This is a genomic window from Pseudoscardovia radai, assembly GCF_002259605.1.
GTDB lineage: Bacteria > Actinomycetota > Actinomycetes > Actinomycetales > Bifidobacteriaceae > Pseudoscardovia > Pseudoscardovia radai.
In genome coordinates this window covers 26,504-44,154 of the sequence record NZ_MWWR01000010.1, presented here as the reverse complement: position 1 = coordinate 44,154, position 17,651 = coordinate 26,504, and the positions used below count along the sequence as shown (strand labels likewise).

Annotated in this window: 9 protein-coding genes and 1 tRNA gene; 6 read left to right on the top strand and 4 right to left on the bottom strand. The window is 62.6% G+C overall.

Annotation, left to right across the window (positions count from 1 at the left end; translation table 11 throughout):
* Window positions 1-96 precede the first annotated feature (96 nt).
* Window positions 97-2,979: an Ig-like domain-containing protein gene (locus PSRA_RS09505; protein WP_245834933.1), complete on the bottom strand. Its 2,883-nt coding sequence runs from the start codon at window positions 2,977-2,979 to the stop codon at window positions 97-99.
* Between the two features lie 370 nt (window positions 2,980-3,349).
* On the bottom strand, window positions 3,350-4,882 hold the full coding sequence (locus tag PSRA_RS06355; protein ID WP_094661070.1) for an amidase family protein: 1,533 nt from the start codon (window positions 4,880-4,882) through the stop codon (window positions 3,350-3,352).
* Window positions 4,883-5,116: 234 nt separating this feature from the next.
* On the opposite strand from PSRA_RS06355, the gene PSRA_RS06350 reads away from it, so the two are divergent.
* Window positions 5,117-5,200: transfer RNA gene (locus PSRA_RS06350), tRNA-Leu, on the top strand.
* Between the two features lie 466 nt (window positions 5,201-5,666).
* On the opposite strand, the gene mobF is transcribed toward PSRA_RS06350, so the two are convergent.
* Complete coding sequence (gene mobF, locus PSRA_RS06345; protein ID WP_158216347.1) at window positions 5,667-8,936, bottom strand: MobF family relaxase; 3,270 nt, start codon at window positions 8,934-8,936, stop codon at window positions 5,667-5,669.
* Window positions 8,937-9,371: 435 nt separating this feature from the next.
* Between mobF and PSRA_RS06340 the strand changes: the two genes are divergently transcribed.
* On the top strand, window positions 9,372-12,179 hold the full coding sequence (locus PSRA_RS06340) for a DNA methyltransferase (RefSeq protein ID WP_094661089.1): 2,808 nt from the start codon (window positions 9,372-9,374) through the stop codon (window positions 12,177-12,179).
* Window positions 12,180-12,241: 62 nt separating this feature from the next.
* Here PSRA_RS06340 and PSRA_RS06335 read toward each other — a convergent pair whose 3' ends face one another.
* A complete protein-coding gene (locus PSRA_RS06335; RefSeq protein ID WP_143516368.1) occupies window positions 12,242-12,913 on the bottom strand; it encodes a helix-turn-helix domain-containing protein in 672 nt (223 codons plus the stop codon).
* 267 nt (window positions 12,914-13,180) lie between these two features.
* On the opposite strand from PSRA_RS06335, the gene PSRA_RS06330 reads away from it, so the two are divergent.
* The 4 genes from PSRA_RS06330 (at window position 13,181) to PSRA_RS06315 (ending at window position 16,831) form a co-directional block, all read left to right on the top strand.
* Window positions 13,181-13,933, top strand: coding sequence for a pentapeptide repeat-containing protein (locus PSRA_RS06330; RefSeq protein ID WP_094661067.1), 753 nt, complete (start codon window positions 13,181-13,183; stop codon window positions 13,931-13,933).
* A 103-nt stretch (window positions 13,934-14,036) separates the two neighbouring features.
* Window positions 14,037-14,291, top strand: coding sequence for a helix-turn-helix transcriptional regulator (locus PSRA_RS09385; RefSeq protein WP_094661066.1), 255 nt, complete (start codon window positions 14,037-14,039; stop codon window positions 14,289-14,291).
* Window positions 14,292-14,447: 156 nt separating this feature from the next.
* Entirely contained in the window at window positions 14,448-15,659 is a 1,212-nt protein-coding gene (locus PSRA_RS06320; protein ID WP_094661065.1) for an AAA family ATPase, read from the top strand.
* A gap of 74 nt (window positions 15,660-15,733) precedes the next feature.
* A complete protein-coding gene (locus tag PSRA_RS06315; protein WP_158216346.1) occupies window positions 15,734-16,831 on the top strand; it encodes a tyrosine-type recombinase/integrase in 1,098 nt (365 codons plus the stop codon).
* The last annotated feature ends 820 nt before the right edge of the window (window positions 16,832-17,651 follow it).

The following is a 17,651-nucleotide window of genomic DNA, read 5'->3' as shown; positions in this document are numbered from 1 at the left end:
CCTGCGTTATTGATGTCGGCTATTGGTGTCGGCCGCCACGCTTCAGCGCCGCCGCGGTGACACCTCAGCGACACCGCAGCGGCGCGCGGCCGCACGTCACTGCGACACGGCGTACCAGCTGATGCCCTCGTCGTGCCAGCCCTGCTTCACCAGGGTGTCACGCTCGCCGGTGTTCAGCGTGTAGTTATGCGAACCGGTCTGGGCATTCGGGTTGTACTGGCGATACAGCGGGATGCGCTTGTCGCCCTCCGCGGAGTACCAGCCGATTCCCTCGTCGCGCCAGCCCTGGCTCAGCAGGCCGTTGCGCTCGCCGCTGTCCATCGTGTAGTGATGGTCGCCGGAATTCGGATTGTACAGGCGGTACACGGGCGAGGCGCTCTTGATCGGCGCGATCCAGCCCACGCCCTCGTCCTTCCAGCCGTGGCTCTTGAGGCTGTCGCGCTCGTTGGATGCGGCCGTGTAGAAATGCTCGCCGGAGTTCGGATTGTACAGGCGGTACATCTCCTGCGTGCTGGCGTTCACGACCACCTTGACGCGCACGACGCCGTTGTATCCCTCCACCTTGCCGGTCACGGTGAAGCTACCGGGGCGGGCGTAGCTGGACTCGGGCACGGCATTCCACGTGACCTTCTCCTCGGTCTGCTTGCCGTTCTCCCACGTGGCCTTGACGCTCACGGGAAGGTTCGGCGCGGTGCCCGCGTCGGTGGTCACGTCGGCCGGGTTCTCGACCGCCGTGATCGGCACGGTGACGTTCACGTTCGCGGTGGCGCCGACACCGTCAAGCACGGCGGTGATCGTAGCCTCGCCCTCCGCCCTGCCGGTCACGGTGCCGTTCGTCTCGGACTGGACCGTGGCGATGGTCGGCGCGCTCGACGCCCACTTGACGGCGTTCCTGTCGAAGGTGGCGTAATCGGGATGCAGCGGGGTGACGGAGGACCCGAGCGAGAGCCTGGTGTTGCGCTGGACGTTCAGCGTCTGACCCGTCACATCGGCGGTCTCCTTGCCGTTGGCCTGCGTAATCGCCACCTGGGGCTTGACCACGTTGAAGGTGAGGGTCACGGACTTGCCGCCCGCCGTAGCGGTCAGCACCGCAGGCGTGGAATCCGCGCCCTGTGCGCTGACGGCGGTGACGGTGGTCTGCGTGGAGCCGGTCCTCATGGAGATGGTCTTGCCGCGGGAATCTTCGGTCCACTTGGTGCTCGTGGCACTGCCGAGGAACTTCGCGTAGCCGTGCACGGGCGAGATCTCGGAGGTGATCACGACGGATTCGCCGGGCGTGACATCCAGGCTCTGGTTCGTCACATAGACCTTGGAATCGTCATCCCCCGTGCGGGTGGACAGACCGGACTTGCGCGTCAGATCGAGCGTGGCTTCCACCACATGCACGGTGGCCGTCACGTTGCGGCCGGCAAGGGTGCCGGTGACGGTGACGTCGCCGGGCTTCTTGGCGGTCACGGTGGTTTTCGGGCTCGAGCCGTACCTGCTGGACGCCGACGAGCCGTTCACCGTGACGATGCTCGTGTCGGACGACTTCCACTTCATGGAGTTCAGCGAGGCGTAATCATGGCGTTCGGCGAAACCGAGGGTCAGGTCGGCCTGTTCGCCGGCCGTGAGTTCCATCGTGCCGTCCGTCACGTCCACGGGCTCGGGCAGGCCGCCCTGGTAGCTCAGCGTCAGCGTCGGCTCGGCCACGGCCACGCCGAGGTCGAAGGTCTCGCCGCCGATCGACACCGTCACCGACGTGGAGCCGGTGTCGATGGCCGTGAGCTTCTTGCCGCTGTCGGAGTCGATCGTGGCCACCTGCTTGTTGCTGGAGTCCCAGTGCGCGGGGTGCTGATCGGCATAATCGGGGTGCAGCGGCGAGATGCCATAGGAGAACTGCAGCATCTCGCCGACCGACAGATCCACCTGACCGCCGTTATCCACGGTGACAGGGCTGCTGGCATCGCCGTACTGCACCGAGATGGTCGGCGGGAGCACGTCGAAATTCGTGGAGGCGCTGATGTTGCCGTACAAATCGGACACGGTCTTGTACGTGGTCTTGCCGTCGGCGTTCGTGCTGGCGACCTTATGCCTGTACGCGAAGAATGTGTTCAGGGAGACGGCCGATGTGCCGGGCACAAGCGTGCGGACCTTGACGCTGGTGCCCTGCGTGCCGGTCTGGCCGTTGAAGTCCATGACGGCCCCGTTGGAGATTCCCCAGCCGTCGGCGGAATGCCTCACCGTCCGCGTTTTGCCATCGGCGCCGGTGACCTCCTCGTCCCAGTATGGCGGATTGTTCCACTGTGAGCTCGTGAACTGGTAGCTGTAGCACTTGTTCTGGGTGTTCTCGCCGTCCCCGTCGAAGGTGACGTAATACTGCAGGGAGACGTCCTCGCCGGCGGTGAGCTCGGTGGTGTCGGCATCGGTCAGCTCGCGGGAGTCCTTGGTACGCACGATCTTGAGCTTGGCCGGATGCACGGTGATGGTGGTCGTGGCGGTTTCCGTCGTCGATCCGTCGCTCGCCACGGCCTTGATCTGCGCCGTGCCTTCACGAAGGCCGATGAAATTCACGGATTTCGCATTCGCATCGAACGGCACACCCACGGCCGCGCCGAAATCGTCCTCACGTTCGTTGTTCTGCTGGCAGTTGCCGCTGTCGCCAACGGACTTGCACAGCGCAATCGGATTGTCGTTGACATACCAGAGCGCCGTATTGGCCGCGACCCCCACACCGGAACCATTTAAATTCCACAGGCTGAAGCTGACCTTCTGGCCGACGGCTATGTTGACGCTCTGGCCTTCCTGCGACACGTTCCAGTTTCCGACGGCCGGGTTGTCGATTTCGATGCGCAGATTGCCGTCCTGCGCGGCCTGCGCAGGACGCACGACGGTCAGCGCACCGGCCAGCATGGCCAGCGTGCACACCATGGCGACCAGCGCCGACAGCACATACGATGCCGATGAGCGCGTCCGCCCGGGATGACCTGATGTTCCCATCCTTGTCTCCTTTTCCTTAGTTCTCGGGAGACGCAACGGGAAGCACACACAAGCGCCCGGACGACCACTCATCCGACCGATCGCGCGAAGATTCATATCCTGAGACCTGGCAGGGTTGCCGTCTACGTTCAGGGTTCCCTCTCCACAAATCGCCCTATCGTCATCTCCGTGCCCCGAGCATCGTCACCCGAGGTTTGTCTTTACTATAAATCGTCGACGTCAGCTTTGCCAAACTCCTGCCGGCGGCAGAAACGACACGCCTCGAACCATGCGGCGGTTCGGCGTGTCGTGTGGCCACACTCCATATAGCCGCACCCACCTCCGGCGAAACCACCACCCCGGGCCCCATGCCATCACGCCGCGGCGCGCGTCAGCGCACAAGCTCCCGTAGCAGCTCCACCGCCGCCCGAGATAGAGTGCGGTCACAACCCGCAGGACCCACAAGGCACACGCCGCACGGCAAGCCATCGTGCGTCAGCAGCGGAATCGTCAGCGCCGGAAGCCCGCCAACGCCTGCAAGAGACGTCAGGCGAATCGTATCGGCACGCGCCTTCGCGATCTGCGCCCTCGCCTCCGGTGCGGCATCTGCCGGAGGCGCAACGGAGGAGGCGGTGGGGATCAGCAGCACACGATTCCCCAAGCTCCCCCGCAGTTCCGCGCGCGCCGTTTCCAAGCGCTCGAGACCAGCAATGTAGTCGCGCTCCACAATATGCGAATCGCGCTCGAAGCGCGCAGCGATCTCAGGAGCCAAGGCATCCATATGGCCGCGCACCCATGCGCCGTTGCCCTGCCACGCCTCATAGCCGCGCACCACTTGGAAAATGGATTCCCATTCGTCAAGATCCGACTCGTCGACGTCCATGCCGGAGATTTTCGAGATGGCAATGCGGGGCGAAGCGGACGGCTCTTTTATAGTGTGGCCGCACTCCTGCCTCGCGCCGCCCATCGGTGAACTCGCGACGTCACTCGCGTCATCGCTCGCACTGCCATTCGCGTCGCGCCCGCCGCCGGTATATCGCCGCACGGCATCGCGGAACGCCTCGAGCACTTCGGCCACATCCGGCTGTACATCGGCATCAAGCGCCGGCGCCACGGCAAGCCCTCCGTCGGCGAGCACATCGAACGCGGATATGGAGTCAGGCTCCGGCATCAGCGCATCCACAGCGCGTGTGAACACAGCGCCGTCGCGTGCGAGCACGCCCACGGTGTCAAAGGAGTCGGACAGCGGATGCACGCCGGTTCGCGGCACCCGGTTATGCGTCGTGCGAATGGCCCACAGGCCCTCGTAGGACCCCGGGATGCGCAGCGACCCGGCCGTGTCCGTGCCAAGCCCGATGTCGGCCTGCCCCGTTGCCACGGCCGCGGCCGGCCCCGACGAGGAGCCGCCACTGATGCGGCCGGGCGCCTGCGGATTCGGCGGCGTGCCGTAATGCACATTCGCGCCGGCCAGGGAATACGCGAATTCATCGGTTTGCGCAATGCCGACCACATGCGCGCCGGCGTCGAGAAGGCGGCGGACTGCCGGCGCACTCTCGGACTGCGGCGCCGAATCGGCCAGGTACCGCGGATTGCCCGCGCCGATGGCGAAGCCTTTGACCGCGAAAAGATCCTTGACCGCCACGCCAAGGCCATCAAGAGCGCCGTGCCCGGTCGGAGCGGCGAGCGGGTTGCCGACGACGCGCCAGATGGTGGTGTCGAAGGCGGGGGTGGATGTGGCGGCGGCGGGGGCGGCGGCGCGGTCAGTGCGTGCGGAGTCGGCCGCGCGCCACTGCGGGGTGCGAATGGGAGCCTGTTGCGCGAAGGCCAGTTGCGCGGAGGTCGCCTCGGCAAGCTTGCCGCAATCCGCACGATTGACGCCGTCGGCACAATCGACACGCTGTTCTTCGGCACGGTTCTCGCTCATCGTTCCCCGCTTTCATCGGTGCATCCACGTCTGGCGCCAGAGTATCAGGCAAAACGTTCGCTCAGAAGGTCCGCGATCGCTCCAAGAACGCCAGACCGTCGGAAATTCACCCGCCACAAACCCAAGGAGACACCGCGACACGCCGATACGACACGCCGACACGACACGCCGACGACGGGAAAATCGTCGAGAAATTGCATTCCTGCGCAAGCGGTGCTATTCTTCCATATGTTTGCGCGCGTGGCGGAATGGTAGACGCGCTGGCTTCAGGTGCCAGTGGCCGTTAAGGCCGTGGGGGTTCAACTCCCCCCGCGCGCACGATTCAAACCCTTGGAATCACGATGGTTCCAAGGGTTTTTGCATATCCAGGGCCGCCCGCGGTGCATTTTTGGTGCACGGCGGAAATCCTCTTCCCCCCACGGAGCCGTTTAAGGTTCGAAGAACCACGAACGAGCATGGATATGGCAATCTCCAAAGATCCGAGAATGCCTATTGGTTCGATTGATACGTAATTGATTCAGCTCCAAACCCAGTAACCGCCTAACTATTCAATCGATCCTTAGAATAAATCCTCTCTGGAGATGCATGGTCGATGGCGATCGACCATGCCGGAGGGGCCGAGCCCCTCCGAACCACCCTCGAAGATCCAGGGCTAACGCGCCCTGGATCTAGAAGAACAGGCTCGGAACGCTGGCGGGAATCCGCATGGGACGATGTCATGGGCTGGCACGGCGACGCATGGGCGGATACGTTCCGGATTTGTTCGGCGCGAGAACCGGGCGAGTCAGATACCCGGAGTTTCGATCTGCTGGCCCTGTTCCATGGCCGGGGTGTCGAACTTTTCACCGAGAATCGCCTCGTCGGCATATGCACGGTCAAAGTCGCTTGCCTCCACCGGATAACGATGCCCCTGGACCCAGAGGCATGCGCCGGTCAGATCCGTCCCGGACATCCTCGCCCGCAGGAAGTCCGCGTCCGTGACATCCACGCCCCGCATGGTCGCGCCATCGAGAGCCGAGCCCCTGAGACTGGCACCGGAGAGATCCGCATCGCTCATGTCGGCATCGGACATGTCGGCGCGATCGAGGCACACGCCGCGCATATCCGCGCCCCGCATGGTCGCATCCCCGAGATCGGCCTCGCACAAGTGCGCCCGTTCGAGCCTGGAGTCTCCAAGATCCGCGCCCCGCATGGTCGCGCCATCGAGTACCGCCCATTTAAGATCAGCCTGATACAGATTCGATTCCGACAGGTCGGCCTCGCGCAGGTCGGCGCCACTGAGATCCATGCCGCTGAGGTCGCATCCGCACAGGGACGCCCTCGCCAGGCCCATCTTGTTCTCTTCGACGAGCTGGCGCAGGCTCTGTCCCGGCTTGCCCTCGACGAGGATCTCTCCGTCCGTGCCGAGGATGCACGGGAGGTCGTATTCGGGCAGGGACGGCAGGCTTTCCTCCAGTTCGCGACTGGCGTGGGCGACGCCGAGGTCGGCGCGGGATTGGGAGAGTATCTGCCGGAGCGTGTCACGCGCCTGGGCTTGGTCGGCCGCCGTCAGGACGAGCCGGTTGTCGGCCCGTCCTCTGGTCAGTCCGACGTAGACGTCGGCCGCGTCGGCGCGAGATCCGTCGGCCCAGTGAATCGATGCGTTCGCGGTCGCGCCCTGGGCGCCGTATGTCGTGACCGCGTAGGCGAGCCGGACCCATTCGCTGACGTATCCGGCGGGCAGGCGAACCGATCGTCCGTCGTCGCCCGTGGCGGTGATGCCGTCGGCGCGGACGTCCGTCACGGTCCAGGTCTCGCGGTTTGCGACGCCCAGCGAGGCATCGTTCAGACGTGTCTGGATGCGGTCCCCGGCGTGCACTGCGCCGTCGCCCGCGCATCCGATCCAATCGGCGCCGAGGCTTCCGGCCTCCATCCGTTCCCGCTGGATGGTCTCGTTCACGAGGTCGGCCTGGCGGTTGGTGGTGCAGGTGATCAGCAGGCCGGGATCGTCGGCCCATGCGCGGGCGAGGTAGTCGACGACCTCGCCGTCCTCGCCGAGCCAGACGGCGTGCCCGCCGGCGGCGTCCGCCACGTCTTTGCCGCCAGTGAGCCGGGATGCCATGGCCGCGGGGTCCTTGCAGTCGCGGATGCCGAGGGTGACGCGCGCCCATTCGGGGTCGTGGAAGCGGTGGATCTGGGTCATTTCGACGACGGACCGGGCGTGGCGGGCGGCGATGCCGAGCACTCCGCCGCGTCCGACGGCGGACAGTTGCCTTTCGTCTCCGACAAGGGCGACCTTGCACCCGTACCTGTCCGCGAGGCGCAGCAGGCGCAGGGCGGTCTCCTGGTCGAGCATGCCGGCCTCGTCGACGACGATCACGTCGTCGACGCTCAGCGCATACATGCTTCCCGGACGCGGTTCGTGCAGGTCGCCGTCCGTCCATGTCCCCAGGTCGTCGCATGTCAGGCCGTGCGCGGCGAGCAGCTTGTGCACGGTCCATGCCTCCGCCCCGGTCTCCCTGGCGGCGACCTTCGCGGCCTTGCCGCTCGGGGTGAGTATCAGGAGCCTGCGTCCCCTGGCGTCGAGTTCCCGGCGGCATGCTGCGAGCATGGTGGTCTTGCCGGCTCCCGCGGCGCCCTGTACCACGGTCAGGGCCGCCGTGCCACAGATCTGCGCGGCGGCCTCGGCCTGGCCGGGATCGAGCCCCTCCACGGATTCGCCCATGGCTTCGGGTGTGTTTTCGCCGGCTCCCCTGACGGCGAGGATGCCGGTCAGTTCCGTTTCCGTGTCGATGACGTGCCGGGTGGTGACCGACCTGACCCACGGGGCGGCGGCCTTCGCCTGGTCGGACAGCCTGACCATGGACCGCATGGCGACGCGTTTCGCCTGCGCGTGCAGGGAGTACAGGTGCCCGGAGTCGCCGCACAGGCCGCTTCGCGAGATCTCGATCCACAGCTGGCGGTCGACGTCCCATTCGCTCCATGCGGAGCGCTCCGATTGGAGGGCGCGCACGGCACGCGCCACGATCACGGCCTTCTCCTCATCGGTCGCGGGCCGTTCGGCGATGTCTCGCACCGCGTCGCCAGGCACGTCGCGCGGCTGCACGAATCCGCTGAGGTCGATGCCGGCGTCGTTCAGTTCCCGCCACCACCTGTCGCGGTCGGGCGCAGCCTTTTCCCCGGTCTTGTCTTTGGCTTTGCGCGTGCGCGCCCAGGCCATCTGGTTGAGGGTGCGGCGCATCGCGTAGTCCGGTTCCTGCCCGGGATGTTCCTTGCACCACCGCCGGGTGAGTCTCTCCTCTTCCTCCTTGATGGCCTTGCGGCGCTTGCTCATGAAGTCCGCCGCCCTCTCGAGCTCGGGGATGCTCGCGACGCCGTTCTCGTCCACGCGGACCGTCAGGCCATGGGAGGCCAGCACGCGCCGCCAGGACGGGTCGCACACGCCCTTCGCGTCGTGCATCGCCTGGAGCGCCCAGTTCAGGGCGATCAGGCGGGAGCTGTCGATGCTGCGCCACTTGCCCTCGCACCACACGCGGTTCGGTATGGCGATGTGCGTGTGCAGCTCCGGGTCGCCGTCGCGGCTCGTACCGTGCGTCGTGCAGACCGCATCGAACCGCCCCGCCCCGCACGAGTGGATCGCGCCGTCCTTCCAGACCTGCGAGTACATGCGCCCGGACAGATAGCCGAGCACGTTCCGGTTGCCCTCGTTGTGCAGCCGCGCGTACTCGGACGCGAGATCCGGGTTGACCAGGCTCGCCACATCGAAGTCCTTCGGCCAGTTCGTCGTAATCTCGTAGAACGGCCGTCCGTTCCTTCCGATCCGCCCGCGACTCTCGCCGGTCTCCGGATCGTTCCACTCCAGGATGGACCGGATCGCCTTGGCGTCCGCCTGCCCGAGGTCGACCGGCGCAGCGCCCGGGGATACGGACACGATATGCGCCTGCCCGTAGTACTCGGCCATGCCCCTCACCGCCTTGGCCGCCGTGCCGCCTTCGTGGCGCGCCAGGTACGCCGCGTACCCATCCGTCGAGTTCATCGATCCGGCGCCCGCGTTGTCCGCCGGCTTCGCCCCCATGACGATCCTTCCCCGCATCCCGCACCTCCCTCCGGCGTCCGACGGTCCACGCGGCAGCGTGGACTACAAGTGTGCTTTCCTCGATTCTACTCCCTGCTCCATCTCCGATTCCCCCTTTTTGAAACTCCCCGGCGAGTTCCCCAGGTATGTCACCGACGCCTTCCCTCTTGCCTCCTGCGGGCTTCCCCTCGGCCGCATTCGCGTTTCCCGATGCGGTTACCGTTTCCTCCCGTTCCCCGTTGCCTGGGCGCCGCGTGGGAACGGGGCGCCCGCGCGCGGGCGCGCGCGACGGACCGGCGAATCGCCTATCATGGACCCGTAACGACGACGAGAGGGGTACCAATGACGGACCGTATCGGCAGCAAGGCGGGGGACGACGCGGCGCCGCAGGACAGCGTCCTGCAACGCGCGTCCGGATCGATGCTGGCGCAGGGCATGAGGCCGTCGCGCAAGCAGCGCATCGCGCAATTCATCGACCGGTGGAAGGGTCACGGCGACGAGAAACAGGAAACATCCAAGTTCTGGATCGACCTGATGGCGAACGTGCTGGACATCCCCAACCCCACCTCCAAAGTGGAGTTCGAGCGCCGCACCGCCAACGGCGGGTACATCGACGTGCTGTTCCCCGACGCCCGCTTCCTCGTCGAGCAGAAGTCCGGGGACGTCGACCTGGACGAGCCCGAGAAGCGCCAGGGCCGCATGGTCACGCCGATCCAGCAGGCGCTAGGCTACAGCGACAACATGCCCGCCCGCGACAAGCCGAGCGTGCTCGGCACATGCAACTTCGGCACCTTCCGCATCTACGACCTCGACAGGCACCCGCGCGCCGACCACGGGCCGGATGTGGAGTTCCGCCTCGAGGACCTCGCCGACAACGTGAACACCCTCGACGGCATCTTCGACGAGAAGAACTCCCGCCTCATGATCCAGCAGAAGCTGTCCGTGGACGCGGGAATCCGCGTCGCCCGGCTCCACAACGCGCTCATGAAGCGCTACACCGAGGGCGGGCGCGAGGAAACACCCAAGATGCACCACGACCTCGCCGTGCTCACCGTGCGCCTCGTGTTCGCCATGTACGCGGAGGACGCCGGACTGTTCAAGGCCGACTCGTTCAGCCGCCTCGTGGAGGCCGAGGACGCCCCGCACCTGCGCGGCCGCCTGATCGACCTGTTCGACACCCTCAACAAGCCCGACGGGGAGCGCGACCCCTACCTCGACCCCGAGCTCGCCGGATTCCCCTACGTCAACGGCGGCCTGTACGCGGAGCAGATCGAGATCCCCCAGTTCACCGACCCCATCCGCGACGCGCTCCTCGACGCATCCCGCGGATTCGACTGGAGCGGCATCAGCCCCGTCATCTTCGGCAGCCTCATGGAGGAGACCCTCAGCCACGACCAGCGGCGCATGGGCGGCATGCACTACACCACCGTCAAGAACATCCACCGCGTCATAGACCCCCTCTTCCTCGACGACCTGACCGCCGAACTCGACCGAATCGAGCACGAGACCGTCACCGACCGCACCCACCGGAAGCACCTCAAGGACTACCAGGACCGCCTCGCGGGCCTGCAGTTCATCGACCCCGCGTGCGGCTCCGGCAACTTCCTGACCGAGACGTACCTGTGCCTGCGCCGCCTCGAGGACCGCGTCCTGTCCGGCCTGTACAAGGACCAGGGAATGCTCGACCTGGGCGACGACCTGAACCCCATCAAGGTGAGCATCGACCAGTTCCACGGCATCGAGATCAACGACTTCGCCGTGTCCGTCGCCAGGACGGCCCTGTGGATCGCCGAACAGCAGGCCCTCGACCAGACCGCGACCATCGTGGGCGACCAGCCCCGCCTGCCCCTGCACGACTCCGGCAACATCGTCTGCGCCAACGCCCTGCGCTACGACTGGAACGAACTCCTGCCCGGCGGCCGGTGCGACTACGTCATGGGCAACCCGCCCTTCATCGGACAGTACCTGAAGGGCCAGGACCAGACCGAGGACATGCGTATCGTCTGGGGCAAGGACTACGACGGATACCTCGACTACGCCACCGGATGGTACCGCAAGGCCAGCCAATACCTCACCAAGCCGACCGCGCAGTTCGCGCTCGTCTCCACGAACAGCATCACCCAGGGAGTGCCCGTTCCCTCCCTGTTCAGGCCGATCGTCAACGACGGCTGGCGTATACGGTTCGCGCACCGCACCTTCGGCTGGGACGCCCAGTCCACCGACATGGCGCACGTCCACGTCGTCATCATCGGCATGGACAAGTCCGATGACGCGACCACGCCGCCCACCCTCTACACCTACCGGAAGCTGGACGGCGAGCCCGAGCCCACGCACCCCCGGCACATCAACGGATACCTCCTCGACGGACCCGACGTGTACGTGGAGAAACGCAGCCAGAAAACCGGGCCGCTGGGCAGCGGGCTCAACCTCTGCAGGTACGGTTCCAAACCAGTCGACGGCAACAATCTACTTCTCAACACCAGAGAGGCATATGACGAGGCGATGGCCGACCCCATTGCCGCCAAATACGTCCGCCAATTCAAAGGCGCAGAAGAGCTCATCAACGGAAAAGACCGATGGTGCCTCTGGCTCGTTGATGCCGATTCAAGAGACATGAGAGCATCTAGTTTCCTCAAGGAACGCATCACCGCATGCAAGGAATTCAGGGAGCACTCGACCAAGTCAGGAGATGCGTACAAGAACCGCGAAACGCCCTGGCTATTCCGAGACAATTTGCAGCCTCAAGATAATTACATTTGTATCCCGGCCCATTTCTCGGGCACGAGGACTTGTATCACCTGCGCTTGGCTGCCGCCGGAAATAATAACCGGAAATGCGAACTTTACCTGCGTTGATCCGGATGGTTTCAACTTCGCCATCATCGAATCCGCGATGTTCATGGCATGGCAGAAGGGAATCGGCGGACGCCTGAAGTCGGACTGCCGCTTCTCCAACACCCTCGTGTGGAACACCCTGCCGCTTCCGCCCGTCGACGACGCCACGCGCTCCGCGATCATCGCCGCGGGCAAGGCCGTCCTTGAGGCACGGGCGAACCACCCCGGCTCCTCGCTGGCCGACCTGTACGACCCAACCTTCATGCCCGCCGACCTGCGCCGCGCCCACCAGGACCTCGACAAAATCGTCGACACCGCCTTCGGCGCCCACGCATGGCTCCGCAACGACAACGACGCCCGTCTCCAGATCCTCTTCGACGACTACGTCAAACTGACCGCAGAGCAATAAACGACGTTGGGGTCTGACTACATTGTGCAGTCAGACCCCAACATGCTCAATCACGGGAAGCATCACTCGCCATCGGAGAGCTCCCCCTCTCCCGGATCCGTCTCGCCACTGGCTTTTTTCTCAGACTCTTTTCGGCGTTTCTCCTCCATATGGCGTACCTCGATATTATGCAACTGCTGCCTACGCGCCAGCACTTTGCTGAAAGTCTCCTCGTCTTCGGGCGTGATGCACGTTCCTGACTTCTCGAGAGTCTTCAGAAACGTTTCCGTGCTCATATCCCGAGCTACCTGCGGAGCGCTTAGGAACAAATCATCCATCGCCTGCCCGAGAACCGACAGATGAAGCCCGAGGCCCTTGAACCCCTCGACATCGCTGGCCTTGAATCCTTCCATCTTCAGCGTTGCCGCGAGATCATGAACATTCCAATACTCGTTTTTCAAACGATCCAACGCCAGCGTGACTTCCAGTTCCCACTTCCGCTTGGCATAGTCCTCGTAATTCTCGTCCTTCTCCCCGGAGACGGCAGATCCGAAGGTCATGTCAAGGATATTGTGCAGGTCTTCCGCCTCCCTCAGCTTGATGCTTCGCTCTCCGCGTTCGATGCTCCACACCGTTGAACGCGTCCAGTCATTGCCTCTCCGTCGCATGGCATCCGCAAGAGCATCCCGAGACATCTGCCTTGCCTCTCGCGCTCTGAGAAGCTGCAGGCCGAGTTCCTTATCCTTCGAGTTCATACCCCCAATCTAGCGGATGACGAGAATAGCGGCGCACATTAGGGCATCAACGGCCAAGCAGAAATCACATTTTGCCATTCTTGTTGGTTTTATAAACTGACAAGGTGTTTTTCGTGGTAATGTTGGATTTCAAGACGGACGTACTGCGGAAGAATGTTCCGAACTAAACGAGAAACGCCTCGCACCACAGGCGTCCGGTCTCTCTAATCCGGCGCAGCCCAACAGCCGCGCAGCGAAATACCGGACTGCGACTGAAATGGAGGCAGCATGGTCGTCATCAGGGATGTCCTCGGCAGGATCCTTGCGGCGGACGAGTCGAAGAACCTGCGTCAGCTTGCAGAGGAGAACAAGGACCGGCTCGACTGGGCCGTGCTGCCAGGCGCCGATCTCAGGGGCGCGCAACTGCGCGGAGCCAGTCTCTTCCATGCCGATCTGGCCGGAGCCGACCTCAGCGGCGCACAGCTCGGAGGGGCCTCCCTCCTCAATTCGAACCTCGACATGGCGAACCTCACCGGTGCCGACCTGTCCGGCGCCCGCCTCGGCACCTCAAGCCTTCGCTCCGCATGCCTGGCCGGTGCCAATCTGACGAACACAGGGCTCGATCTTTGCGACCTGAGCGGCGCGAACATCCTCCGTGGGCGCCTCACCCATGCAGAGCTTGACGATTCCCTTCTGGCCGGTGTCCTGATGGACGCGGCCGACATGCGCTTCGCGAGTCTGGAATCGACGGATCTCTCCGACGCGAGTCTGGCGGATGCGGATATGACCGGCGCATGGATGATAGGCACGCTCCTGCGAAACGCCCGCCTCGTACGCGTCTCCTTCGGGAATGCATGGATGGAGGACGTCGATCTTCGCGGCGCCGACCTGACCGGCATCGATACGTGCGGCGCCGACATGTTCGGCATCCTCGCCGACGAGGAAGTCGATGTTGCGTCCGTCGCTCTTCACGACGCTCCGCCCGCGAATGACACATCGTCGGAATCGCCCGGCTCAGAGCAACCAGGCATCAGCATTTGACGCACAGGAAAGGAGCAAGACAACACACCAGCACCAACCTGCAGGCAACCCAATACCAGACTGCAAACACACACCCCACCCGAAACCGCCAAAGGAGACAATCATGACTCTGCTCGAACCCACAATCAACTTCGGCAATGATGATGGAGACCGACTCATCAGCGTGAAGGAATTCTGCGCCATAACCGGCTTCTCGGAAAACCGTGCCGCTCAGATGCGCAAACACGGCGATGGCCCCATCTACAGGAGGCTGGCACCACGTCACATCGTGTACCGCCTCGGCGATGTAAGGGACTGGATCGACGCATGCGCACACACATCGACCAGCGAATACGAAAAAGGAAAGGATGAAAAGTAAGGGAAAGCCACGGTCCGAGCCGAAAGAAAAAGCCGCATTGCTGCGGCTCAATCGAATCGCGCACCGACGGAAAGTCGCGATTCCGAGGAATTGATATAACAACCACTCCGCTATGCATTATAGCATCTAGCGGTGTCGCACGAAAGAGGCACCAGCATGACACCATCTCAGAAAAACCACGAATCCCCGGCATCGGCCAACCAAGATGCCTTGCGACGGAGAACACCGGAGACCAACGACCTCCTGTATGACTACGACGATTCGAGCATCCTGCTTGGGGACGGAATCATCATGCAGGACGAACTCAACGTCTACTATGGGGATTCCGGAATCGGAAAAAGCACACTGATGCGCAACATCGCAGCCCATTTCGCCCCCGCCGATCCGCACAATTCGTGGCTGCCCATAGAGGAGAGGACACGGACCCCGCGGGTGTATTTCTTCACAGAGGAAGATCGCAGGCAGAAGCAGGTGATATCGTTGCGCGAGAACGGCTGCGAGTGCGCAACCATCAATCCCCCGCTTCCAACTCTTAAAAAAAACGAGAACCTTGTGACCACCCTAACGCGGAAAGAAAACATCAAGACGATGGAAGACCTGAATGTAAAGCTCATCGTTATCGATCCTCTGTCGCAGTGGCTCAAGGGGAATCTGAACAAGGATACGGATGTCGACAACTGGCTGGCTCCTCTCCTCCAACTCGCACATGAACACCACATAACCATCGCACTGGTTCACCACACCAACAAAAAAAGAAGCGACTCCAACATGGCGTATTCAGGATCACACACGATTATTGCGAAGTGCAGGTACGCAGTATCAGTTGTAGCGGAAGAACGCACTGACTCGAAAGGGAGAAACGCCAAAATGCTCCTCGCAAGAGTCGAAAAAAGCAATGACAGCCCCACGGGACTCACATTCGAAATGAGACTTGACGCTAAGCACGTGAAGCACAACGGCCGAGAATACATAGTGAATGGCGACATCGAGAAAATCAAAGACCAGGAAGAAGGAAACATGCGGTTCAATGCCGCATGGGACGCCAGGTTCGACCGAGAAAAGGAAACAGAAGAAGACCGCTCCCTCTATGGAGATCTTTGGAGGAAAACGGTCAAGCCATATCTTGAAACGAATGGAGGCTGGCGTCTCTTTTCGGAGATTCTCGCGCTCTGCACCAAGGAGAGCACGAAATACGGCGTACAGGGATTGACCGTCGTCCATGGCGTACAAAGGGCGGCAAAAAAGCAAGGGCAGCTTCTTTTTCTTCATCTTCAGGAACGCGGACCACGCGGCGTCTGGTACTTGTCAGGCATGGACAGAGCGAAAGTTATCGAAGAAGTCATGAGGAATTGGGGCGGAACAAGATGAGAGGGACAGTGAAATCGTATAAAACGAAGCACGGGAAACGATGGGAGGTGTTCTATACCTGCCAGAAGGAAAGAGTGCATAAGCGTGGTTTCGAATCAAGGGATGACGCCCAAAGCTTTCTCGATGAGAAGACTGTGGAGATGAGCACCGGGACATACATCACCAAGGACAAGCTGCGCATCACCGTCGAAGAGGAGTACCGAGAACTGCGAGAGGGCCACAGTGGCGGCATCCATGCCGACAGCACCCTGCGACGAGAGGACGCCGTATGGCGTAACCACGTCAAGCCTCGCTGGGGTCATCGCAAGATCAACGCCATCCGTTACTCGGAGGTCCAGGCATGGGTCGCCGAATTGTCCAAGTCGCAATCGCCATCGAGCGTCGAGAAGGCATTCACGATCCTAAACGAAATCATGAATCTAGCCATAAAGGACCATATTCTTCCAAGAGGCGCGAACCCCTGCTCCGACATAGATTTGCCGAAACGCAGAAAAGCTGAGGCAAAGGCCTTCACATTCGATGAAGTGATAAGAATTGCGGAATGTGCCGGAGAAATCGACGTAAAATACCGTGTCCTCATCTTGGTATTAGGATTCTGCGGTCTGCGTTGGGGAGAGGCGATAGCACTAACCGTGGATGACGTGGATCTTGACCACAACCAGATTCATGTCACGAAGAGTGCCACACAAAGCGGGCGAACATGGGACGAGAAAGGAACCAAAACAAACCGAAACCGCATCGTTCCAATGCCTGAAATCGTAAAAAGCGCACTCGCCAGTCTGATTGACGGAAGGCTCCCAGGGTCCCGCGTCTTCTCCGGCGACGGGAACTATCCATATCCCGTGCAGCAAAGCATTGCGGACCGCCACGACGGATGGTACAAAAAATCGCTGATAGCAGCAGGAGCGCCACTCTACCCGCCGAAGGCGCTACGGAGCACCTTCGCCACTCTCGCCCTGCAAGCTTCTGGCGATTTGAAAGCCGTCCAGAAGGCAATGGGACACGCTAGCGCGAAGATGACAACCGACGTGTATGCCACGGCTACGCCGGAGAGCTTCAATCGGCTGCGTGACAGCATGGACGACGGGATCGATGAGGCGAACGCTCGGGCAGCGCTCACGCAGCGCGTTGATTCGACTCCTCCTGAGAGAGCGAATGGATTGAATGGTTGAATGGATGGGAATTGTAACGCTCACGAACGCAGCCTGTCTAGATGTCAAGGGACACCCATCTGTAGATCCGGAGAATCGACAGAAGCTGGATGAAAGACACGCCCAACCGCGTGGTGCAAACCGCGGTGCACTTTTGGTGCACCGCCAATCCAAACATCGTCCAGCACGGAAATCTTGGAGATAGAACGCAAACACGCAACGACCCATTATCTCGCCGATTACATGCTACAGATAGAAGGCCGTGAGCTTTCAACTCCCCCCGCGCGCACGATATAGAAACCTCAGGAATCGGCATGATTCCTGAGGTTTTCTGTTTCCAAGCATCGTCATAACGCGCAAAATGTGACAAAAATATAACCAGAGCCGTCCAGGGCAGCGCCCAAAAACGCCCTCGAGAACGCTCACCGCACACATTCGCTCACACTAAACGCCTTTGACCCCGCAGAATCGCCTTCCAAGGCAGGTCAACGGCCTTCACTGCACACAATCACTCACACCGAACGGCCCTGCCCCCCGCCCAGACCGGGTTGCACAGGGGTCAAGGGCCTTCACCGTGCACAATCGCTCACACCGAACGGCCCCGACCCCACCGAAACGCCTTCCGAAACAGGTCAACGGCCTTCACTGCACACAATCACTCACACTGAAGCACGATTTTCCCCAGCCGGTCGAAGCGGCCCGGCCGACGCATCCCTTCATGGCGAAAAATCCTCGCCACGAAACACGATTTCCCCGGCCTCCCCACCCGCCGGACCGAAAACCACCCTTCATGGCGCACCGTCCTCACCATGAACATCCCGCCCGCCAACGAGGGCGCGGG

Bases quoted from the DNA above. Each gene is read 5' to 3' on its own strand.
- PSRA_RS09505 (WP_245834933.1), bottom strand. From the start codon at position 2,979: ATGGGAACATCAGGTCATCCCGGGCGGACGCGCTCATCGGCATCGTAT.
- PSRA_RS06355 (WP_094661070.1), bottom strand. From the start codon at position 4,882: ATGAGCGAGAACCGTGCCGAAGAACAGCGTGTCGATTGTGCCGACGGC.
- mobF (WP_158216347.1), bottom strand. From the start codon at position 8,936: ATGGGGGCGAAGCCGGCGGACAACGCGGGCGCCGGATCGATGAACTCG.
- PSRA_RS06340 (WP_094661089.1), top strand. From the start codon at position 9,372: ATGAGGCCGTCGCGCAAGCAGCGCATCGCGCAATTCATCGACCGGTGG.
- PSRA_RS06335 (WP_143516368.1), bottom strand. From the start codon at position 12,913: ATGAACTCGAAGGATAAGGAACTCGGCCTGCAGCTTCTCAGAGCGCGA.
- PSRA_RS06330 (WP_094661067.1), top strand. From the start codon at position 13,181: ATGGTCGTCATCAGGGATGTCCTCGGCAGGATCCTTGCGGCGGACGAG.
- PSRA_RS09385 (WP_094661066.1), top strand. From the start codon at position 14,037: ATGACTCTGCTCGAACCCACAATCAACTTCGGCAATGATGATGGAGAC.
- PSRA_RS06320 (WP_094661065.1), top strand. From the start codon at position 14,448: ATGACACCATCTCAGAAAAACCACGAATCCCCGGCATCGGCCAACCAA.